Source organism: Poriferisphaera sp. WC338 (assembly GCF_050931845.1).
Lineage (GTDB): Bacteria > Planctomycetota > Phycisphaerae > Phycisphaerales > Phycisphaeraceae > Poriferisphaera.
The window spans coordinates 1,480,062-1,499,967 of record NZ_CP194516.1; the positions used below are offsets into that span (position 1 = coordinate 1,480,062).

Annotated in this window: 20 protein-coding genes and 1 other RNA gene; 12 read left to right on the plus strand and 9 right to left on the minus strand. The window is 51.5% G+C overall.

The window, feature by feature from the left end; all coding sequences use genetic code 11:
- The first annotated feature begins 112 nt into the window (after window positions 1-112).
- From glmS to ACQ6WK_RS06040, 5 genes are all read left to right on the plus strand, one after another.
- Window positions 113-2,005 carry a glutamine--fructose-6-phosphate transaminase (isomerizing) gene (gene glmS, locus ACQ6WK_RS06020; protein WP_432799839.1) on the plus strand — a complete coding sequence of 631 codons (1,893 nt, stop codon included), beginning with the start codon at window positions 113-115 and terminating at the stop codon, window positions 2,003-2,005.
- Between the two features lie 183 nt (window positions 2,006-2,188).
- Entirely contained in the window at window positions 2,189-2,947 is a 759-nt protein-coding gene (locus ACQ6WK_RS06025) for a hypothetical protein (RefSeq protein WP_432799840.1), read from the plus strand.
- A 104-nt stretch (window positions 2,948-3,051) separates the two neighbouring features.
- Window positions 3,052-3,693: a hypothetical protein gene (locus ACQ6WK_RS06030; protein WP_432799841.1), complete on the plus strand. Its 642-nt coding sequence runs from the start codon at window positions 3,052-3,054 to the stop codon at window positions 3,691-3,693.
- A gap of 125 nt (window positions 3,694-3,818) precedes the next feature.
- Window positions 3,819-4,313, plus strand: coding sequence for a hypothetical protein (locus tag ACQ6WK_RS06035; protein WP_432799842.1), 495 nt, complete (start codon window positions 3,819-3,821; stop codon window positions 4,311-4,313).
- Between the two features lie 68 nt (window positions 4,314-4,381).
- Complete coding sequence (locus tag ACQ6WK_RS06040; RefSeq protein ID WP_432799843.1) at window positions 4,382-4,606, plus strand: FmdB family zinc ribbon protein; 225 nt, start codon at window positions 4,382-4,384, stop codon at window positions 4,604-4,606.
- An 80-nt stretch (window positions 4,607-4,686) separates the two neighbouring features.
- Here the strand turns inward: ACQ6WK_RS06040 and ACQ6WK_RS06045 are convergent, their stop codons facing one another.
- From ACQ6WK_RS06045 to ACQ6WK_RS06055, 3 genes are all read right to left on the minus strand, one after another.
- Window positions 4,687-6,219 (minus strand): NAD(P)(+) transhydrogenase (Re/Si-specific) subunit beta, encoded by a 1,533-nt coding sequence (locus ACQ6WK_RS06045; protein WP_432799844.1) that lies wholly within the window; start codon window positions 6,217-6,219, stop codon window positions 4,687-4,689.
- A 2-nt stretch (window positions 6,220-6,221) separates the two neighbouring features.
- Window positions 6,222-6,518, minus strand: a complete 297-nt coding sequence (locus tag ACQ6WK_RS06050) for an NAD(P) transhydrogenase subunit alpha (protein WP_432799845.1) — start codon at window positions 6,516-6,518, stop codon at window positions 6,222-6,224.
- A 118-nt stretch (window positions 6,519-6,636) separates the two neighbouring features.
- Complete coding sequence (locus ACQ6WK_RS06055; RefSeq protein WP_432799846.1) at window positions 6,637-7,785, minus strand: Re/Si-specific NAD(P)(+) transhydrogenase subunit alpha; 1,149 nt, start codon at window positions 7,783-7,785, stop codon at window positions 6,637-6,639.
- Between the two features lie 161 nt (window positions 7,786-7,946).
- On the opposite strand from ACQ6WK_RS06055, the gene ACQ6WK_RS06060 reads away from it, so the two are divergent.
- Window positions 7,947-8,351: a secondary thiamine-phosphate synthase enzyme YjbQ gene (locus ACQ6WK_RS06060; protein WP_432799847.1), complete on the plus strand. Its 405-nt coding sequence runs from the start codon at window positions 7,947-7,949 to the stop codon at window positions 8,349-8,351.
- A 97-nt stretch (window positions 8,352-8,448) separates the two neighbouring features.
- A complete protein-coding gene (locus ACQ6WK_RS06065) occupies window positions 8,449-8,925 on the plus strand; it encodes a peptidylprolyl isomerase (protein WP_432799848.1) in 477 nt (158 codons plus the stop codon).
- Window positions 8,926-9,564: 639 nt separating this feature from the next.
- Here ACQ6WK_RS06065 and ACQ6WK_RS06070 read toward each other — a convergent pair.
- The 3 genes from ACQ6WK_RS06070 to gatC form a co-directional block, all read right to left on the minus strand.
- A complete protein-coding gene (locus ACQ6WK_RS06070; RefSeq protein ID WP_432799849.1) occupies window positions 9,565-10,539 on the minus strand; it encodes an ROK family protein in 975 nt (324 codons plus the stop codon).
- Window positions 10,540-10,728: 189 nt separating this feature from the next.
- Window positions 10,729-12,189 carry an Asp-tRNA(Asn)/Glu-tRNA(Gln) amidotransferase subunit GatA gene (gene gatA, locus ACQ6WK_RS06075; RefSeq protein ID WP_432799850.1) on the minus strand — a complete coding sequence of 487 codons (1,461 nt, stop codon included), beginning with the start codon at window positions 12,187-12,189 and terminating at the stop codon, window positions 10,729-10,731.
- Between the two features lie 107 nt (window positions 12,190-12,296).
- Complete coding sequence (gene gatC / locus ACQ6WK_RS06080; protein ID WP_432799851.1) at window positions 12,297-12,614, minus strand: Asp-tRNA(Asn)/Glu-tRNA(Gln) amidotransferase subunit GatC; 318 nt, start codon at window positions 12,612-12,614, stop codon at window positions 12,297-12,299.
- Between the two features lie 136 nt (window positions 12,615-12,750).
- Between gatC and queF the strand changes: the two genes are divergently transcribed.
- Together queF and sucD are read left to right on the plus strand one after the other, a co-directional pair.
- Window positions 12,751-13,125, plus strand: coding sequence for a preQ(1) synthase (gene queF / locus ACQ6WK_RS06085; RefSeq protein ID WP_432799852.1), 375 nt, complete (start codon window positions 12,751-12,753; stop codon window positions 13,123-13,125).
- Between the two features lie 212 nt (window positions 13,126-13,337).
- Window positions 13,338-14,243 carry a succinate--CoA ligase subunit alpha gene (gene sucD, locus ACQ6WK_RS06090; protein WP_432799853.1) on the plus strand — a complete coding sequence of 302 codons (906 nt, stop codon included), beginning with the start codon at window positions 13,338-13,340 and terminating at the stop codon, window positions 14,241-14,243.
- A gap of 85 nt (window positions 14,244-14,328) precedes the next feature.
- Here sucD and ACQ6WK_RS06095 read toward each other — a convergent pair whose 3' ends face one another.
- Window positions 14,329-15,663 carry a PIN/TRAM domain-containing protein gene (locus ACQ6WK_RS06095; protein ID WP_432799854.1) on the minus strand — a complete coding sequence of 445 codons (1,335 nt, stop codon included), beginning with the start codon at window positions 15,661-15,663 and terminating at the stop codon, window positions 14,329-14,331.
- A 318-nt stretch (window positions 15,664-15,981) separates the two neighbouring features.
- Here ACQ6WK_RS06095 and ffs point away from each other — a divergent pair.
- The 3 genes from ffs (at window position 15,982) to ACQ6WK_RS06110 (ending at window position 18,512) form a co-directional block, all read left to right on the plus strand.
- Window positions 15,982-16,081, plus strand: an RNA gene (gene ffs / locus ACQ6WK_RS06100) — signal recognition particle sRNA small type.
- Between the two features lie 91 nt (window positions 16,082-16,172).
- Complete coding sequence (dnaX, locus tag ACQ6WK_RS06105; protein ID WP_432799855.1) at window positions 16,173-18,023, plus strand: DNA polymerase III subunit gamma/tau; 1,851 nt, start codon at window positions 16,173-16,175, stop codon at window positions 18,021-18,023.
- Between the two features lie 123 nt (window positions 18,024-18,146).
- A complete protein-coding gene (locus ACQ6WK_RS06110) occupies window positions 18,147-18,512 on the plus strand; it encodes a YbaB/EbfC family nucleoid-associated protein (RefSeq protein ID WP_432799856.1) in 366 nt (121 codons plus the stop codon).
- A gap of 78 nt (window positions 18,513-18,590) precedes the next feature.
- Here ACQ6WK_RS06110 and ACQ6WK_RS06115 read toward each other — a convergent pair whose 3' ends face one another.
- Window positions 18,591-18,980 (minus strand): hypothetical protein, encoded by a 390-nt coding sequence (locus ACQ6WK_RS06115; protein ID WP_432799857.1) that lies wholly within the window; start codon window positions 18,978-18,980, stop codon window positions 18,591-18,593.
- Between the two features lie 241 nt (window positions 18,981-19,221).
- The gene (locus ACQ6WK_RS06120; protein ID WP_432799858.1) at window positions 19,222-19,902 is read right to left on the minus strand and encodes a hypothetical protein; all 681 of its coding nucleotides are present in this window, start codon (window positions 19,900-19,902) and stop codon (window positions 19,222-19,224) included.
- Between the last annotated feature and the right edge of the window lie 4 nt (window positions 19,903-19,906).

Sequence of the window (19,906 nt, forward strand, 5' to 3'; positions counted from 1 at the left end):
GTCCGGTTAAGATTGATCTGCTGCTGTTGCAGCGGGATTGCTAGGGACGGATTTATTGATATTAATTTGAACAACACTTCTTCAATTTAATTGACGAAGGAGAGGAGCAGATATGTGTGGGATTGTAGCATACGTTGGAAGTAAAACAGTGGCACCACTCTTGCTTGAGGGCTTAAAGCGGTTGGAATACCGTGGGTATGACTCGGCAGGTATGGCGGTTAAGGGGAGTGATGGCAAGCTGCACGTGCAGCGCAGTGTGGGGCGGGTGGCAAACTTGCAGAAGTTGGTTGAAGAACACGAAGGTCAACTCGACGGTAGCATCGGCATTGCACACACACGTTGGGCAACGCACGGCGAACCATCCGTTGAAAACGCGCACCCACATGTCGGTACGACCAAAGATGGCCACACCGTCGCGGTTGTTCATAATGGCATTATTGAAAACTACGTTTCAGTCCGTAAGTATCTCGAAGGTAAAGGCCATGTCTTTTATTCTGAAACCGATACCGAAGTTATCTCGAAACTGGTTGCGGAACTTTATGATGGCGATCTTGAATCGGCGGTTCAGCGAGCTTTACAAGAAATTAGTGGTGCGTATGCAATTGCGGTGATGGTTGATGCTTGGCCGCACACATTGGTGTGTGCAAGAAAAGGTTCGCCGCTGATTGTTGGTATTGCAGACAATGCTTACGTGGTTGCTTCAGATGCTTCGGCGATCGTGTCGCACACCACACAGGTCTTTGCACTGGAAGACTATCAAGTTGTCAAACTCTGCGCTGGTGCCGAGGACAAGCTAACTGAGAAGGGTGGCCCATGGTCGACTGAACTCCGCACGACCACGATTGATAACGTACCGGTTGATCATGAAGTTACCGAGTTGGAAATGAATCTCGATCAGATCGAGCTGGGCGGCTACCCGCACTATATGCTCAAAGAGATCATGGAGCAACCAACCTCAATCCGCAACTGTTTACGCGGTCGTATCGACAAGCGTGAAAACCGAATCGTCCTTGGCGGCATTGACGAATTCAAACGTGAACTCGTTCGTGCTAAGCGATACATCCTCACTGGGCAGGGTACAGCGTATCATGCGGGCCTAATTGGTGAATATCTCTTTGAGGACTTGGCACGCGTGCCGGCCCGTTGTGAGTATGCTTCAGAATTCCGTTACCGCAATCCTATCATTGAAGACGGCACGATCATCTGTGCTGTCTCACAATCCGGTGAAACCGCCGATACACTTGCCGCACTCGGTGAGGCACGTGAGCGCGGCGCGATGGCGCTCGGTGTTGTTAATGCGGTCGGTTCTACAATCAGCCGTGAAACTGATGCCGGCGTCTATCTGCACGTTGGCCCAGAAATCGGTGTTGCTTCCACCAAAGCTTTCGTCGGGCAAGTGACCGTATTGGCCATGCTTGCGCTCTACATTGGTCGGCGTAAGCACCTGTCCAACGAATCGGTCGCACATTATCTCGATCAACTTGACCTGATCCCCGGCCACATAGAAAAAGTGCTTGAGCAATCGGAGTTCATCCGCAAAAGCGTGGAGCAGGTCGTCGACCGTGACAACTGGCTGTTCCTTGGGCGTGGGTACAACTACCCTGTTGCCATCGAGGGTGCTCTGAAACTGAAGGAAATCTCATACATCCATGCCGAGGGGATGCCAGCTGCGGAGATGAAGCACGGCCCGATTGCCCTGATCGAAGAAGGTATGCCTGTGGTTTTTGTCGCCACTAAGGGCACGCAGTACGAAAAGGTTATCTCCAATATCGAAGAGGTCCGCGCCCGCGGCGGCAAGATTCTTGCTGTGGCCACCGAAGGTGATACCGACATCACTCAGTATGCCTCGCCGGATTGTGTGTTCTACGTGCCGGATGTGCCTGAGGCACTTCAGCCGTTGGTGACTTCGGTGCCGTTGCAGTTATTGGCGTATCACGCTGCAGTTCTGCGGGGCCATGATGTGGACAAGCCTCGAAACCTTGCTAAGAGCGTCACAGTCGAGTGATTGATGCTGCTAAATAGCAAGAAAACGAACAAATCCTCGAACCTGCCATACCTTGGCGTATGACAGGTTTTTTTGCACATCCTTGCGATTGCCACCCGGATTCACATTTCGTACTGGCTGCATTGACGGGTTCGATTTACAATCATGCCCATTAAAGAACTCGATCACCGATGGGATTTGACCATGAAACGTATGACGACATTGTGCATTCTGATGATTCTGAGCCTAGCTTTGGGTGCTTGTTCCAGAGGGGGGTACATAAATATCCCTGAAGAGACTGGTAGTATCGCCTCGAACAATCCCAATAACCCGGCTGTGAGTGCGGTGGTTGTAGCTGCAGCTCGTGGGATGATTGATCAGAAGCAGATTCAGGGGCCGGTGGAAATCGTGTTACTCGAAGGCACCGAAGGCGAAGTTGCTTGGGGCGTTCAGGAAAAACTTGGCGAGTATGTCTTTTCCCGTCAGGCAGTGAAGACCATCCTGATTGAGAAGCCGGTGGACGTGATAGATACTGATGCAGCGGCGGAAATTGAACCTGCCGAAGCTGATCACGAAGATGTAGTGAGTGGTGAAGATGCATCTGAGCATGCTGAAGGCGTGGAAGGTGCTGAGGATGTTTACAACGAAACTGATCATGCTGATGACAAAGATGCCAAGCCCGTCGCGCCGAAGCAACCAGAGATGATCAAGCAGATCTTGACGCAGGCAGACCAACCCGCAGCGGATACTGAGATCGTGATTAAAGGTGTGCGTGTTCGCGGGATTGGTGGCGAAGTCGACATTGATCTTTATAGCCGCAATACGTTGGATCAGTTTTACACAGTGTATTTGCAGTACGAACCATTCGGCGGGTGGCAGGTTAAACGCCTGCATTCATGGGGTATCATCCGTGACGTGACCCTTGAGAAAATCGCAGAGCCTGTTGAAGAAGCGACAGAGTAAGTTTGTTGCGACAAATGACATGAATCTTTGCAGGCTGGCAGATCACTGTCGGCCTGTTTACCTAGAATACTGCTGATGAATTGCCACGCGTTACGGAGAACGTCATGAACCGCACCCTGCTTTGGATCACGTCTACTTTGAGTCTTATTGCGATCACATTGTCACTGAGTTTACCGCTTGGTGCGCAATCTTCAGCAACTCAGCCATCTGATGCTGCCGAAACGCCTGCCACAGAACCAACCTCTGAAAAAGCAGTGCCAACGCAAACCGAACAGGCTGCGGATGAATCCGATCAGATCATGCGTCAGCTTTTGCTCAAGCGTAAGAAGCCACCGGTGATAGAGCCATCTCGCCGTCCGGAGGTTGATTTGGAGTTACCTGAAACGCCAACGATGCCTGCCGCTACAGTTAACATTGATCCGTCTGTGCTTGGTATAGCACCCGGTGAAGAAGCTCCGCCGCTTCTGGTGGATGGTACGTTTATTGTGAATCGCCGTGGGAGATTGATTCGGTCGCCTGAAGGATTGCAGATTTTTGTGTTCGAGTCCGACGCAAGAGAGAACCCCGAACGCCCGCTGATTTTGCAGCCATGCAAAAAGCTTGAAGGTATGGAAACTATTGTCCAGGAGCTTGGCGACAAGGTTGTTTTTACACTTTCTGGCCAGGTCTTCCTTTATCGTAACAACAACTATCTGTTGCCTACGCTGTTCACCGTCGATTATGACCGTGACAACATTTCAGGTTAACTAAACTCTCACATGTATTCATACGATCTTCACTTCAGTGGCTCATGATCTGAGTTGCTGTTGTTCTGCGATTTATACGGATATTCGCCATCCGTTTTCGGAAAGAGTTGAATCGGAGATTGAGGATGTTGAAAGAGAATATATGGTGTTTGCTCTCAATAATATTGGTTGTTTTGGTTTTGCCCGGATGTGTGGCAGGCAACAAGGATGCAAAATTAAATACGGTCAAGATGGGAATCGCTGGCAAATGGACCGGTGGCGCTGAGATTCGTTCAAGCTGGACACAACAGAAGTTTTTGCCGATCGCATTGGACATTAATCGGGCTGGGAAAGTATCGGGGAGTGTGGGTGATGCGGTTTTGCAAAACGGACAATTCACTCAAATTCGATCACCATTAATCGGTAGCAGTGAATACAGTATTATTGGCAATCTCAGCGGACAGGTACTTCGACTTGATCATATTACACGCGGTAACATTACGCTCCGTTTTAGAAAGATCGATGGCGAATTACATGGTATTGCTTTTACAAGCGGCTCTCAATTTGGTGGGAAAGATACGCGGCGGATCGAGGCGGGTGATTTGAAATTGAAATTTTCCTCGTCTTTGTCCCGTAAGTGATCATGAACAGCGTGTTTGTTAGAATATAGGTGGATGATTTAATATCGTGATTATCACAGGAGCCGATCATGCCAGTTTACGAATATGAATGTGCTAAGTGTGAAGAGGTGACTGAAGTGATCCGCCGAATGGCCGATGCAGATGAACCGATTGCATGTGAGCACTGTGATAGTAAGAAAACCTCACGAAAACACTCGGTCTTTTCCGCTTGTGATTCGACCAGTACATCTTCATCTTCTGCTTCCATGCCCGGTGGTTCGTGTGGCTCAGGTTGCTGCTGCCACCCGCATTAACTCAATCACTACGAGATAGAAAAATACAACCGGCAAGAATCATTTCTGCCGGTTTGTTTATGTCATAATTCGAGTGCGCACTAAACGTCTTGTACTTCTTTGGTTAGCGCGGTGACGACTTTCTTCGCATCGCCAAAGATCATTCGTGTGTTGTCTTTGAAATACAATTCGTTTTGAATGCCAGCAAACCCGGGATTCATAGAGCGTTTGATCACGAAGACGGTGCGTGACTTGTCGACATCAAGGATTGGCATACCGTAGATTGGACTGCCTTTGTCGGTACGTGCCGCTGGATTGGTGACATCGTTTGCGCCTATAACTAACGCTACATCTGATTGCTCAAACTCGGGATTAATCTCGTCGAGGTCAGCCAGTTGCTCGTAGTCCACACCCGCCTCTGCGAGAAGCACGTTCATATGTCCCGGCATGCGACCAGCCACCGGATGGATCGCATATTTTACGCTGATGTTTCGTTTGCCTAGTTCGTCTGCCAGTTCTTTCACCGCATGCTGTGCTTGTGCGACGGCCATACCGTAACCTGGTACTACGATGACCTGATTTGCTGCATCCATGACAATGGCCGCGTCTTCTGCGGTGAACTCTTTGGCTTCACCCTGTGATCCTTTGCTCGCGCTGCCACCACTGGTCGTGCCACCCACACCACCGAACAAAACATTCAATAACGAGCGGTTCATTGCCTTGCACATGATGTTGGTCAGGATGATGCCGGACGCTCCGACCAATGAACCCGTGATGATAAGTGCCGCATTGGAAAGCACCAGCCCCGCCATGGCCGCCGCAAGGCCAGAGTAGCTATTGAGCAGTGACACCACCACTGGCATGTCCGCGCCGCCGATTCCAATTACAAGTAGTACGCCCAATGTTAATGCCGCCAACGTGACGATCACCAATGTCCACCATGCCACCGCATCCACAGGTAAAAGAAATGCTAACGCTAATGACAGCAGCAGTAGCGCTGCGATCGCGATCCGCTGTCCCGTGAACTGCACTGGCTGGTCCGGAATGAACTTCAATCCTTGTAATTTCGCAAAAGCGACCAATGACCCGGTGAAGGTCACACCACCGATGAGTGTTGCTAGTCCTGTTGCTAAAAGCGCGAGGTACAGGCTTTCCATCCCTGTTTCACCCGGTAAATCAAGGTTCATTTGTACCAATGAAGCTTTTGCTTCCGCCATATTTTTATATAAACCGTATGATCGTGCATACTCCCCACACGCCACGAGTAGAGATGCGATACCGCCAAATCCATTGAGTAACGCTACCATCTGCGGCATGCCCGTCATCTCTACCTTCACTGCCAGCACTAAACCAATTCCGGCACCGATGATCAGTGCTACCCCGATCCAGATGAAGCTGATCAGATAGCTTTCGCCGCCGGTCGCTTTCTGATTCACAAGGAACAGCGTTACAACCGTAGCGAGTAGCATACCTAGTGCCGATACAAGATTACCTTTTGCTGCGGACTTGACACTTGAAAGCATCTTGAGCCCAAAGATGAATAGCACCGCTGCGAGCAGGTAGAGTAAGTTGACGATGCTGTCGTCGGTCACACCAAGCGTGAGAAGGTTTAATATGTGGGCAGATACCTGCATGATCACTCACCCCCTTCTTTTTTCTTGTCACCAAACATGTTAAGCATGCGTGCGGTGACGACATATCCGCCGACAACATTGATCGTGGCAAAGATCACTGCCAGCATCCCCAGCCATACACTGAAGTAGCCGAGGCTGTCACTGAATGAACAAGCCAGTGCGCCGACGATTGTGATGCCGGAGATCGCGTTCGAGCCACTCATCAATGGTGTGTGTAGCGTCGAAGGAACTTTGGTGATCACCTCAAACCCGATGAAGATGGCGAGGACGAAAATGATAATGCTGACAACCGGGTCCATAAATTGATCCTTTTTCAGTTGTGACCCATGCGAGCTGATATTCATCTATAGCATCAGCGCGTCTGTACCGTGTGTAAGAAACAGTTACCACCACAGAACATATTGTTTGAATCTGTGGCTAGTTGTTCGCAAGCGCTTGTTTGACTAACTCGTTGGTCACTTCGCCGTTGTGCGTGATCAACGCGCCCTGAATGACCTCGTTTTCAAGGTCAATCTTGATCTGACCACCATTAAGAAATTCTTTGCTGAACGCGAGCATGTTGTTGGCATAGACTTGGCTGGCATTAGCGCTGAGCATGGCTGGGAGATTATCATAGCCGAAGATTTTTACGCCGTTCTCCGTCGTGATCACTTCGCCGGGTTGGGTGCATTCGCAATTGCCTCGGCCGTACTCCCTGCTTGCGGCCATATCAATGATCACACTACCCGCCGCGATCTGATCTACCACATCTTTGGGGATGAGCATCGGTGGTGCTTTACCGAAAACCGCTGCGGTGGTGATGGTGATATCCGCGCCGATGACATGTTTCGCCATCAGATCCGTCTGTTGTTTGCGATCATCTTCGGTTTGTTCTTTGGCATATCCGCCGGTGGCGGCGTCATCCTGTGCTGCGGTTGGAAGCTCGACAAATCGTCCGCCGAGTGATTGCACTTGTTCTTTGGTGACCGCACGTACGTCATACGCTTCGACCGTTGCGCCTAGCCGCTTTGCTGTTGCAATGGCTTGCAATCCCGCCACACCTGCGCCGATCACAAACACTTTGGCCGGTTTGATTGTGCCAGCAGCTGTGATCATCATCGGGAACATCTTTGCACTTGCATCCGCTGCCAGCAGTACTGCCTTGTAGCCGCCAAGATTCGCTTGGCTCGACAGCACATCCATCGATTGAGCTCGGCTGATACGCGGTAGAAACTCCATCGCAAACACTGTAATTCCCTGATCACGTAATGTTTTCATGAGATCAAGATTTGCCAGTGGCCCGAGCATCCCTACCAGTACAGCACCACGCTTCATCATTCGCGCTTGCGCTTCAGTTGGTGGCTCTACCACTAATACGACATCGCTCTCTTGCCAAATAGCTTGCTCATTATCAGTAACGGTTACGCCAGCCTGCTCATAATCCGTATCGCTGTAGAATGACAACAAGCCCGCGCTAGCTTGGATAACAACTTCACAATCCATTTTTAATAAGCGCTTGGCGATTTGCGGCACCATGGCCACGCGCGTCTCGCCAGAAGTGACCCGTATCGGAATACCCACTTTCATAGATCAACGCCTCCATCCTGTCATGTTTCACCACAGACAAAAAAGGTGTAATCTGTCATTTGTTTTATCTCCTTTCGCTCCACCACGCAAGGCTCTGGATCATTTTGTGTCAGATTGTGATCAGCCGCGCAGCTCCAACTTGATCTCGCTATCATGCTCACATGTTTAAGCACACCCTTACTATCCCCACAAGCCAGCGCAGCGAGATGATCGAGATCACGGTTGAGGTACAAAAGCTAATTGATCAATCAGACATCCAAGATGGCTACGTCATCGTCTACATCCCGCACACCACTGCTGGTGTGACTATCAACGAAAACGCTGACCCAGATGTTGTTCATGACATGCTCAAGCAGCTTGATCTGATGGTGCCGTGGACGCAACCGTTTTACCGTCACGCTGAGGGTAACTCGGCTTCACATGTTAAAGCGACGATGACTGGCTCATCCGTGACAGTCATGATCGAAAATGGTCATATGATCTTGGGCACGTGGCAAGGTATCTACTTCTGCGAATTTGACGGTTCACGCAGTCGCAAAGCCATTGTCTCGATCATTGAGGCGTAATAAACGATATATGCACGCATTGTGACGCGTGTTTTTAGACGAACTTTACTGTCGTTCGTCACAACTGATTCTAAACCTGTATTGCAAGAGAAAGACTATGTCAGACTACCCACAAGCCAAACTTGAAACCTCCGAAGGCGCGATCACCATCGAGCTTTGGAATGATGTCGCGCCCGGCCACGCAGAAAACTTCCTCAAACTCATCGGCGAAGGTTTTTACGATGGCCTGAATTTTCACCGCATCATCCCAGGTTTCGTTATCCAAGGTGGATGCCCGCGCGGTGATGGAACCGGCGACCCTGGTTACAAGATTGATGCTGAATTTAATGATCGCGAACATGTCCCCGGTGTACTCTCCATGGCACGTTCGGCAGATCCTAATTCTGCAGGCTCACAATTCTTCGTCTGCCTCACCCGTGAATATTGCCAACACTTGGATAACCAGTACACCGCGTTTGGTAAAGTGATCGAAGGTATGGATGTGGTAGAGAAGATCGCGGCGACACCGCTTTCTAATCCACAAGCCGGTACGCCAGAGAACCCGCCAACGATCAAGAAGGCCGAGTGCCTCTGATCGGTTCATTATTGCTTGCGTGATATGATTTATGTGAAACAGAGACTGTCTGGAGGAGATGATCTTTCAGACAGTTTTTATGCACCTTTTTAGCATGTGAGTTTTATTGGTAGAGCAAATGATCATGATTACTGTCATCGAAGCGCTGATTAGGTGGGTTGCGCAGTTTTTTTTCGTTGGGATATTAGCGTATGGGTGGCGAACAATTGTTAACAATACTGGGATCGAATCGACATCATAGCCGTTTTGCAAAGGTGTGAGATTTTTTAATTCTTACAAATGGGAATTGCTATGAGCGAAGACGGTGATAATGGCGGCTGATTGAAATGTGTTCTGTGCGAATAATCGACGAAGAACAATAAAAGTTTACCTAGATTAACAAGAATCATAAGATTGTTATGACTACTGTGGGGGACATAACCATATTGAAACAAAGTGTTTATATTGTGATTTGATCAATCGGATTGAGTTTATTTTGATTAAGAAAAACCCCGCTGTCACCGAGGCGACAACGGGGCGGAGGGGAGAAAGCAGTGTTGATAGTCAGAAAGTCGACAAACCGACTTTCATCTCTCCAGTTTTTTTAATGGAAAGTATTGATTAAATCAAGACTTGTTGCGATTTGTGGACTGAGCAAAGTCAGATCTTATGGCCTTCTGTGAGGCGATGATGTGCGAGTAATCCGGCCCCGATTACGCCAGCATGATCACCAAGTTGGCTGGCGACGATGTTGCATTCGTGGCCGTGTGGGAACACGTGATTTTCGTAATGCTCATGAACCATCTTGACCCAAGGTTCGCCGAGTGCTTCGGTTAACCCGCCGCCGAGGACCACATGTGGAAGACTCAGTAGTGTGACGGTGTTGGCGATCGCGATGCCGACATACTTTGCAGCATCGCCGATCACGATCTTGGTGAGCTTGTCGTTTTGTTTGAAGGCTTCTCCGATGACACGCGAACGGATCTTCGTCAGGTCGCCCTCAGTGAGTTTGGAAATGATACTGGCGTGGTTGGACTGGATGAGCTTGGCGAGCACCTGAGCGATACTGGTGCGACTGGCGAGGTTCTCTAGAGTTCTGCGGCCGAGACTGCCATCGGCTTTGACGAGGGTATGACCGATTTCGCCCGCAGTCATATGGTGGCCGTAGTAGAGATGGTTGTGGAGGATAAGTCCGCCACCGATACCCGTACCGATAAAGATGCCGAGCATATTGTGGGTGTTTTTGCCGCCGCCGATTTTGAATTCACCCCATGTGCCGACATTAACGTCGTTGTCGAGGATGACGGGCAGGTGGGTTTCTTTGCTGAGGATTTTGGCGAGAGGGTAGTTGTTCCATCGTAGATTGACGGCTTCCATGACAACGCCATCTTTGATGTTGATCGCGCCAGGGGCACCGATGCCGATGCCGGCAATGTCGTCCATTTTCAGATTGGCCTGATCGACAATTTTCTCAATCACTTTGGTGATGCGTTTGATGACGGTGTCGGAGCCATTTTGTGCTTTGGTTTTGACCTTGTCATCAGCGAGGAGTTTGCCTTCAGTGGTGACGATGCCAGCCCCGATGTTTGTGCCACCAAGGTCAATCCCAATGTACGGTTTTTGCGAATCACTCATGCCCAATACTCTGTTCTGTGTTTTTGTAATATGTGAAGAAATTACGCCATGGGACAGACGGTCATACATGGATGACGGTTTATGTGTTTATCGGCGTGTTGCGGGCATGGCAACAAATGCGTGGAGATTGCGTGGCGATATTTTTTACCCTGTACTGATCAGTTTGCATGGGCCGGCGGGTAGGGGTTTTTAGATTTGCGGACGGAGCCGATAATAGTCGGTGTTCTTTTCGTAGAGTCTGGCGATGCGGAGGAGATTGGCTTCGCCGAATGCTGGGCCGAGCAGTTGCACACCGATGGGGAGTTTTTTGCCGTCGCGTTCACCGAGGCCGCCGGGGAGACTGATGCCGGGGATGCCGGCAAGGTTGGCGGTGACGGTGTAGATGTCGTTGAGGTACATCGAGAGCGGGTCATCGGTTTTTTCACCGATCTTGAAGGCCGGGCTTGTAGTGGTGGGGCAGAGGATCGCGTCACAGGATTCAAAGGCGGTGCGGAAGTCGTTGCTGATCAGGCGGCGGACTTTGAGGGCGCGGTTGTAGTAGGCGTCGTAGTAGCCAGAGGAGAGTGCGTAGGTGCCGAGCATGATGCGGCGTTTAACTTCGTCGCCGAAGCCTTCAGCGCGGCTGCGTGCGTAGAGGTCAATGAGATCGTCGGGTGTTTTGGTGCGATGGCCATAGTGAACACCGTCGTAGCGAGCGAGGTTGGAAGATGCTTCGGCGGTGGCGACGATGTAATAGACGGGGATGCCATACTCGGTGTGGGGGAGATCGACTTCAACGATCTTAGCGCCTTCTGATTTGTAGATTTCAATCGCCTCGGCCACGGCTTTGCTGACAGCAGGATCGTTGGCTTCGTCGCTCATGTATTGCTTAGCGATGCCGATACGGAGCTTGTCAGGTTTTTGATCTATAGCATCGAGGTCGGCGGGGATATCAATGTTGGCGCTGGTGGAGTCGAGCTCATCGTGGCCACCCATGTGTTTGAGCAGGAGTGCGGCATCTTCAACTGTGTGTGTGAGCGGGCCGATCTGATCTAAGGAGGAGGCGAAGGCGACGAGTCCCCAGCGGGAGACGCGACCGTAGGTGGGTTTAAGTCCAACGACACCGCAGAGTGCGGCAGGCTGGCGGATGGAGCCACCGGTGTCGGAGCCGAGTGATCCTGCGCAGAAGTCCGCGGCCATGGCGGCTGCAGCACCGCCGGATGATCCGCCGGGAACGTGTGCTTGATCCCAAGGGTTTTGGGTTGAGCCAAAGGCACAGGTTTCGGTCGAGGAGCCCATGGCGAACTCATCCATGTTGGTTTTACCGATGACGACTGCGCCGGCGTCTTCGAGTCGTTTGACGGCGGTGCAGTTGTAAGAGGCGTGGAAGTCGCCGAGCATGTTGGAGGAACAGGAGGTGCGGCCATATTCGGTGCACATGAGATCTTTGATGGCGATGGGCACGCCGGCGAGTGGTCCGATTGCTTCGCCCGCGTCGACGGCTTTTGCTTTGGCGATGGCGCGATCGTCGTAGGTTTCACGGTAGGCGTTGATGCTACCGTTAAGATCAGCGGCACGTTTGAGGTAGGCTTCGGTGACTTCGACAGCGCTGATTTTTTTATCTGCGATGGCGTCTCGGATTTCGACGAGGCTAGATTCGGTCACATTCATCGTTGAAAACTTTCGTATCTATCGTGGTGGCGCTGCGTGGGGGAAGCGATGCGGGCAGCAGGCCGATGGTCTTGTTTGGGGGACAGGTCTAAGGCGGCGGGCGGTGGTTAGGCACCGGAGCCTTCGCCGAGAACCTTGGGCACTTCGAAGAAGCCGTCGTCTTGAGCGGGTGCATTGCGGAGTGCGTCGGCAGTGGGGATGCCGGCTTTTTCCGCGTCTTCGCGCAACACATTGCTCATATCCATCGCATGGGCCATCGGCTCGACACCTTCTACATCCAGCTCGTTGAGCTTGCTGATGTACCCGAGCACCGATTCGAGTTGATCGGTGAAATGATGGATCTCGTCGTCACTGAGACGGAGCCTGCTGAGCTTGGCAACGTGGCGGACATCTTCTTCGGTAATTTTCGTGTTGGATTCACTCATGATGGTCACAGGATACCTGAAATTTGAGCGATTGTCGCGCTGCTGGAAGTTCTGCGGCCAGAGGGAGAAATTGCGGGAGGGCTGCAGTGCGGGAGGGCATTTGCCCCGTTGTGGGGAGCACGACTATCATACGCCCATGGCAGACAAAAAGATTCTTGAGTGTTTCGACAATCCTAATCTCGCAGACGGCTCGGGTCATGACTTTGTGATTGAGCACGTGGCGGACGAGTTCACGTCGGTGTGTCCGAAGACTGGGCATCCGGATTTTGGAACGGTGACACTGATTTACGTGCCGGACAAGACGTGCGTGGAGTTGAAATCACTGAAGTTATATTACCAGGCGTACCGCAATGAGGGGATTTTTTACGAGGCGGTGACCAATGCGATCGCAAGAGATCTGAACGATGTCATGCAGCCGAAATGGATGTGTCTGGAGACGAACTGGAAGGGGCGCGGAGGAATCCGCTCGACAATCAGTGTGGAGTTCGGGACTCGGCCGGACCATGTTTGAGTTGATGTAGGGCTGTGATACTTGCGTATGATGATGGTTTTTAGCCAAATCAGGGTGAATTTTTGGCCACCTCATGATTGATCTAAGTCGTTCAAATTCGGAATCGAATCTTCATACCGCCGTCTCCGGTGATGTGTGTAAAACTCACTGTTCCCGCCCAAAGCAGGCGGGTTTTGTATATCTGTAAAACACAAGGTATCTTTTGGAACATCATGAGCATCTTAGTTGATAAAAATACACGTGTGATTTGCCAAGGCATCACTGGTTCGGCAGGCTCCTTCCATACTAAAGGCTGCCTTGATTATGGCACGCAGATGGTTGGCGGCGTGACCCCCAATAAGGGCGGTCAAAAAGACGTCAATGGGCTGCCAATTTTTAATACATGTCATGAAGCGGTGCAGGAAGTCGGCGCGAACGCGACGATGATTTTTGTGCCGCCGCCATTTGCAGCGGATGCGATCCTTGAAGCTGCGGATGCTGGCATCGAGTTGATTGTGTGTGTGACCGAAGGTGTGCCGGTGGCGGACATGATGCGTGTGAAACGTGTTTTGGATCAGCCACGGTATCGTTCATTGCGGCTGATCGGCCCAAACTGTCCGGGTGTGATTACACCAGGTCAATGTAAGATCGGGATCATGCCGGGCTATATTCACAAAGCTCCGCAAGAAGCAGAAGCTAAACGTGCCGTCGGTATTATCTCTCGCTCTGGTACGCTTACCTACGAAGCTGTTTGGCAAACCTCGAATCTCGGTATTGGCCAGACGACTTGTGTTGGTATTGGCGGCGACCCTGTGCGTGGCATGAACTTCATCGATTGTCTCATCATGTTCAATGCTGATCCTGAAACGGATGGCATCATCATGATTGGTGAGATCGGCGGGACCGATGAAGAGAAGGCAGCGGAGTTTATTAAGAACCACGTGCATAAGCCGGTGACAAGTTTCATTGCTGGACGCACGGCACCTCCTGGTCGCCGAATGGGTCATGCCGGCGCTATTATCTCTGGTGGTGAAGGTTCGGCAGACTCAAAGATCGAAGCACTGACAGATGCGGGCTGCTTTATCGCTGATTCGCCTGCTGACCTTGGTTCAACTATGCATGCGGCACTGGGTCTCTGATCCCCCGCAACATTAGCAAAAAAATAAAGCACGCTGCATCATCACGAAGTGGCTTGCTTTTTTGATGGGCGAGTTGTTTGCGAGATTAATGTCTGCGCGGGTTGCGTCTTGATGCTTTGGATGGGGTGTTGTGCGTACTTGATGAGCGTGGTACTGATGGAGCGGGGGGGGATTGTTTTGGTTTGGCAACAGAAGTGACAGGAGTAGATGTTTCTGTAGAGCTGTCTGCTGATGCTGTTGCGGCGACGAGTTCACCATCATGTTCTTCGTCATCATCAAGGTGTGCGAAGCGGCCAAAAATCATGCGGCCAGCACTGGTTTGCAGTGTGCTGGTCACGACGATGTCGCAGGATTCGTTCACGTGGTGTTTGCCGTTTTCCACAACCACCATCGTGCCGTCATCCAGATAGCCGACGCCTTGTGATTGACCTTCGCCGGGCTTAACGATCTTCACGGTCATGTGCTCGCCGGGGAGAACGACGGGTCGCATCGCTTTTGATAGATCGTTGATGTTGATCACGTCAACGCCACGGAGTTGGGCGATTTTGTTGAGGTTGTAGTCGTTGGTCATCACGCGGCCCTGCATGTCCTGGGCGAGTGCGATGAGTTTTTGATCGACAGTGCCGCCCTCTGCATCGCGGTCTTCGATGTGGACCTCGACGATGTGGCTGTCTTGAAGTTGCTTGAGGACGTCAAGGCCTCGCCGACCACGGGCGCGCTTGAGCTTGTCGGCAGAGTCGGCGATGAGTTGCAATTCGTTGAGGATGAACCGTGGTACAACCAGCGTGCCTTGCATGATGCGTGTGTCGATGATGTCGAGGATGCGGCCGTCGATGATGACGGAGCTGTCGACGAGGGTGGGGCGGTTGCCGCGGATTTGTTTGGTGAATTCGACGTAGGGGATGACAAAACGGAAATCGTCTTTGGTTTGCAGGACCATGGAGATACTGAGATAGATCGCGATCAGGCCGATAAGGACTTTGACGCCTTCGAGGAGTTCCATGTAGGCGTCGCGACGGATGACTTCGGCATTGAATGTATCCCACGCGTTGTCCAGCAGGAGTTTGTCTTCAGGGTTGAGATTGAGATAGATGACGCTGCTTCGGGAGATTTCAGGCATTGAGGTGGAGATTTCAGGCGCGGTAAGGACGCCGATGAGATCGACCACGAACGACATGGCATACGCGGCAAGCAGCCCCGCGATCAGGCCGAGGAAGATGCCGGAGACGGCACTGAGTTTTTTATGTTTGATTTGGCTGTCAATCAGGATGACCAACGCCGTAATGCCGACTGAGCCGCCCATGATGACCATGAAGGTGGTCATGGTGACGCCGGCCTGCCATTGATTTGAAAGAAGATACAATGCTGCAACCGCGGTTGCGATCAGTAGCAATGCCCCGCGCAAGATTTGAAGAACCATGTTGTTCACTCCAATAAAATTGGGTGGGTATGAATAAATAAATCGATGGATCCACGGCGCATCTCTTGTGCCATGTATGATATATATTTCCCGCCCTCTGAAATAATGTTTCAAAAAGCCTCCCTCGAGGCCCGTATGTATGCCCTGAGCATAATCCAAAGCGCGGTTGAAACCAAGCAATTTCGTGTTCCTGCCGCGTAAGTCTTGGCCAGCGCAACATCTCTGACGATTAGGCAGGTTGAGAATAACCGTTAGACGCGATATGATGCTCGGCTCACGCGGTGCTTGGTGTTACAATCGCTCGCCGTGAGGAAAGACGGCTGGACCCAATGCACGGGTTGGCTCGCGAACCGGGTCAGGCCTTGATCGGAGCAGCCCTAAGTGTCGTCGGCCCGGTGCCGTTGGTGCTCTAGCCGTCTTTCCCCGCGGCGTCGTCGGACCGGAAGCACCAGCCGTTCGTGACACTTTTGATCACGGGCACAACACCCTCATCCCCATCAAGTATTCCCATGGCCTACACCGTTCTCGCCAGAAGATACCGCTCGCAAGCCTTCGATCAGGTCGTCGGCCAGCAGCCGATCGCGCAGACGCTGAAGAACGCCATCTCCCAGAAACGCGTCGCTCATGCCTACCTGTTCTCCGGCACGCGCGGCGTGGGCAAAACATCCATGGCTCGCATCTTTGCCCGAGCGCTCAACGCGCCGGACACGATCTCCGATGCGCCCAAGCAGCCGGACCTCGAATACCCGCCGACCGATGTGCAAGAACGCATGGCAGAAGCCATCATGCACGGCGAAGACTTGAACGTCATTGAGATCGACGGAGCCTCGAACCGCGGTGTCGATGAAGCGCGGCAATTAATTGCCAACGCCGGTCTCGCACCCACCGCCAACGCCAACTATAAAATCTATATCATCGACGAAGTCCACATGCTCACACGCGAGGCGTTCAACGCGCTGCTCAAGACGATGGAGGAGCCGCCGGAGCATGTGAAGTTTATTTTGTGTACGACCGAGCCGCATAAAGTGCCGCCAACGATCCAGTCGCGCTGCCAGCGGTTTGATTTTCGCAATATTCCGACTGTCCAGATCGCAGAACATATTGGGTCGGTGCTGGGTAATGAAAAGATCGAAGCTGAACAGCAAGTACTTTGGCAAGTCGCGCGGCTTGGCAATGGCTCTATGCGTGATGCGCTGTCACTGCTGGACCGTTTGATCGCGACAGGGCAGTCGCCGCTGACGGTGCAGACGCTTGAAGAGATGTTCGGATTGCCTGCCGCTGAGCGGATCAAGCAACTTGTTGATGCGATTGCAATGACTGATATCAAGCAGTCACTGGAATCAGCGCACGCCTTGCTGACCACCGGCATCTCACAAGAGCAGTTAATCGACGTGTTGATTGAACGCTTCCGGCAACTGATGCTTATCGCTGCTTGCGGCCCCGAATCCGACCTTGTCGAGCTTTCCGAAGAAGCCAAACAGGAAGCCGCTGAGCAAGCCAAAAGATTTGACGCCCCCGCCATCACCTACATGATCGCACTCTGCGAAAACCTGCAACGCACCGGCAAAGCTTCGGCCAACCCGCGTGCACTTTTTGATGTCACTATCGTGCGTCTTGCGCTTGCAGAAAAGTATGCTGATATTTCACAGTTGCTTGCAGGTAATCCTACGGCGCAAAAAAAAAACATAAACCCTCCTAGCAGTAATCTATCATTAGCTCCTGCTATTGGTAATACACCTGCCGCTGTTGCGCCGACAGCAATCCGTTCTGCAGCGGTCACACATACGCCATCATCCACACGCCCGGGGTTAACTTCTAACCCAACTCATACCGCACCAACCCCATCTGCGGCGGCTACGATCGCGCCTCTACAAAATATTGATGTGACTGACACCAAAGCGGTTTGGTCGGCGGTTCGATCTCGGCTTGATGACAAACCGGCCTTGGCATGGATCAAAAATCTTTCGCTTCAAGCATTGACCGAAACGACGGCGATACTTGTATTGGTTGATGGGTCGCCGGATTTGTCTGGCTTCCTTGTGCCACAACGTTTGGAATCATTGGCTTTGGAGTTCGTCGCAATCTTGGGTCGTCGTATTCAAGTTGAAATCGATCATTCTGCCGTATCCGCTTCATCGAAATCACAATCGAAATCCCAGGTAACACCACAAAGGGCGTTGTCGCAAGAGCAGATTGACCTAGCTAAGAATCTGCCGCTGGTGAAGAAGGTTTTGGAAACGTTCCCTGAGGCAATGTTGGTTGGTGTTGCTGATGAGCAGGCAGATTTAGCGTTAGATTCACCTACGGAAATGACTGACGAGACGATGTCCGATACGCTAGATTCCGATCAGGATGATTAAGCAAATGTTCTGATCCTGTTGCGTACAGATTGTCGACCTTGATTCAGATACAATGTCATTCGAGCGATGCTGAACGACGTGTTTGGTACGCGGCGGAAAACCCAAAAGTACAGATATAGCCCTATGTTTGATCAATTGAAAAACTTGAAAAGTCTGGCGGGCCTGATGGGCAATGCCGGTGAAATCAAAGAAAAGTTCGAGCAGATGCAGGCCGAACTGGCGCGGATTGAGATTGAAGCTGATGCCGGCGCGGGTGCGGTGCGAGTCACCGTCAACGGCAAGATGCAGATCCTGCAAGTCAATCTTGATCCGGCGATGATCACGGCGCTTGCAGGCGAAGGCGCCGATGCGGACAAAGTGATGATCGAAGAACTGATCGTGGCTGCGACCAATGCTGCCATGGAGAAAGCACAGCTTGCTGTGAAAGATCAGATGGCCGAGCTAACTGGTGGGATGAATCTGCCGGGGCTTGATGGCTTACTTGGCTAATCATCAGTTAGACAGATATAAAACAAAAGCCGGCGTCCCCTCGAACGTCGGCTTTATTATTCTGCTTATTGATTAGCATCATGCGCTTGCGGCATGCTCAAATGCTTCAATCATCACCGCTCCACCATAACCTTTGATCAGTGAGGCTTGTAGCCCGTAGGTGCCACAGTTGATGAAGGTTTTGCCACGGGAGGTATAGTAGCGGAAGCGATACCAGCCTTCCTTAAGGTCGAGGTCTACCATCCAAACATGATCATCCACATGGCGCATCTCGATCCACGATGTCACACCATCACTGGTTTCTTTCACCAGTAGCACCACATCGATCGGTTCGTTGCATTCGACAGTAAAAGCCCATGTTTCTGCTATGCCACACAACATTTCCTTATCCTGACCGTGTTTGTCTATCCGCAAGCGGCGCATATCCCCACTACGCATGCCTGCACCACAACCCAAATGCGTGCTCATCACACCATACCTTTGCCTGATTATTAGAACTTTCTTTTCCCGGTTTAGATATCAGTTTGCGTCAAACCGCTCCCGGAATACCAGTAACTCTATCGTCGGCTTCTTTTTCCCCACAATCCACTATTCTGTGAACTTTCTTGTGAGACATCAATGTTGAAATGAATCACGGTTTTTTCGTATCGCTTGATACGCATGTTACCCTAAGGTTTCTCCGTGAATCAGGTAATCTTCGTCGTATGTTTTAACCAGATTTGTTCAAGTGACCAGAGATAATACGGCCGACGACACCCTCCTCTTTATCGGTTTTCTCAGCGATCACCAAATCATCTTGCTCGGATTGGTAAATCTGTTGCTCAAGTGCTCGTACGCTTTTAACGAGTTCGCTGCCGGGCGTGGATGTGTGATGGGCTTCTTCGTCAACGTATACAATCGATCCTTCTGGTGGAGCATCAGCCATCTGGGGTATGGAGACTTCTTCAAAAATGATAGGCTTGTCTCGCTTATCCTTCGGTAGGTGATGTTTATGGCTGTGCCACGCGCGGTTAGCGATGCTGTTGCGGCTCTTACTTTCGAGATACATTAGCATCACCATGCAGCAGCAATAGAGGAAGATGATGGTGGCCAGGCCGTGCAAAGCAAATTCTTTGGGTTGCGCATCAAGTCGTGAATGGAAGAAGAACACGTCACCGATTTCGTGGAGCCAACGTTCGAAATTTTTGCTGCCGAGATAACTTGCAAAGGGAAGGCCGGTAAAATCTTCACGCCAGATGCGAGGCAGATCGGGGATCAATCCCCAAATACCGCCGGCTGTCATTGCGGCAGGTAACCACCGCCATCCACGTCTGAGAATCAAGCAGGCTGCGCCGCCGATTACGCCGCCGCCGATCATGCCCATCGCAAAGTGCATCGATGTCCATGCCATGTTG

Bases quoted from the DNA above. Each gene is read 5' to 3' on its own strand.
- ACQ6WK_RS06045 (WP_432799844.1), bottom strand. From the start codon at position 6,219: ATGCAGGTATCTGCCCACATATTAAACCTTCTCACGCTTGGTGTGACC.
- ACQ6WK_RS06070 (WP_432799849.1), bottom strand. From the start codon at position 10,539: ATGAGTGATTCGCAAAAACCGTACATTGGGATTGACCTTGGTGGCACA.
- ACQ6WK_RS06040 (WP_432799843.1), top strand. From the start codon at position 4,382: ATGCCAGTTTACGAATATGAATGTGCTAAGTGTGAAGAGGTGACTGAA.
- ACQ6WK_RS06055 (WP_432799846.1), bottom strand. From the start codon at position 7,785: ATGAAAGTGGGTATTCCGATACGGGTCACTTCTGGCGAGACGCGCGTG.
- ACQ6WK_RS06115 (WP_432799857.1), bottom strand. From the start codon at position 18,980: ATGAGCACGCATTTGGGTTGTGGTGCAGGCATGCGTAGTGGGGATATG.
- gatA (WP_432799850.1), bottom strand. From the start codon at position 12,189: ATGAATGTGACCGAATCTAGCCTCGTCGAAATCCGAGACGCCATCGCA.
- dnaX (WP_432799855.1), top strand. From the start codon at position 16,173: ATGGCCTACACCGTTCTCGCCAGAAGATACCGCTCGCAAGCCTTCGAT.
- ACQ6WK_RS06050 (WP_432799845.1), bottom strand. From the start codon at position 6,518: ATGGACCCGGTTGTCAGCATTATCATTTTCGTCCTCGCCATCTTCATC.
- ACQ6WK_RS06035 (WP_432799842.1), top strand. From the start codon at position 3,819: ATGTTGAAAGAGAATATATGGTGTTTGCTCTCAATAATATTGGTTGTT.
- queF (WP_432799852.1), top strand. From the start codon at position 12,751: ATGGCAGACAAAAAGATTCTTGAGTGTTTCGACAATCCTAATCTCGCA.
- glmS (WP_432799839.1), top strand. From the start codon at position 113: ATGTGTGGGATTGTAGCATACGTTGGAAGTAAAACAGTGGCACCACTC.
- ACQ6WK_RS06030 (WP_432799841.1), top strand. From the start codon at position 3,052: ATGAACCGCACCCTGCTTTGGATCACGTCTACTTTGAGTCTTATTGCG.
- gatC (WP_432799851.1), bottom strand. From the start codon at position 12,614: ATGAGTGAATCCAACACGAAAATTACCGAAGAAGATGTCCGCCACGTT.
- ACQ6WK_RS06065 (WP_432799848.1), top strand. From the start codon at position 8,449: ATGTCAGACTACCCACAAGCCAAACTTGAAACCTCCGAAGGCGCGATC.
- sucD (WP_432799853.1), top strand. From the start codon at position 13,338: ATGAGCATCTTAGTTGATAAAAATACACGTGTGATTTGCCAAGGCATC.
- ACQ6WK_RS06095 (WP_432799854.1), bottom strand. From the start codon at position 15,663: ATGGTTCTTCAAATCTTGCGCGGGGCATTGCTACTGATCGCAACCGCG.
- ACQ6WK_RS06025 (WP_432799840.1), top strand. From the start codon at position 2,189: ATGAAACGTATGACGACATTGTGCATTCTGATGATTCTGAGCCTAGCT.
- ACQ6WK_RS06060 (WP_432799847.1), top strand. From the start codon at position 7,947: ATGTTTAAGCACACCCTTACTATCCCCACAAGCCAGCGCAGCGAGATG.
- ACQ6WK_RS06120 (WP_432799858.1), bottom strand. From the start codon at position 19,902: ATGGCATGGACATCGATGCACTTTGCGATGGGCATGATCGGCGGCGGC.
- ACQ6WK_RS06110 (WP_432799856.1), top strand. From the start codon at position 18,147: ATGTTTGATCAATTGAAAAACTTGAAAAGTCTGGCGGGCCTGATGGGC.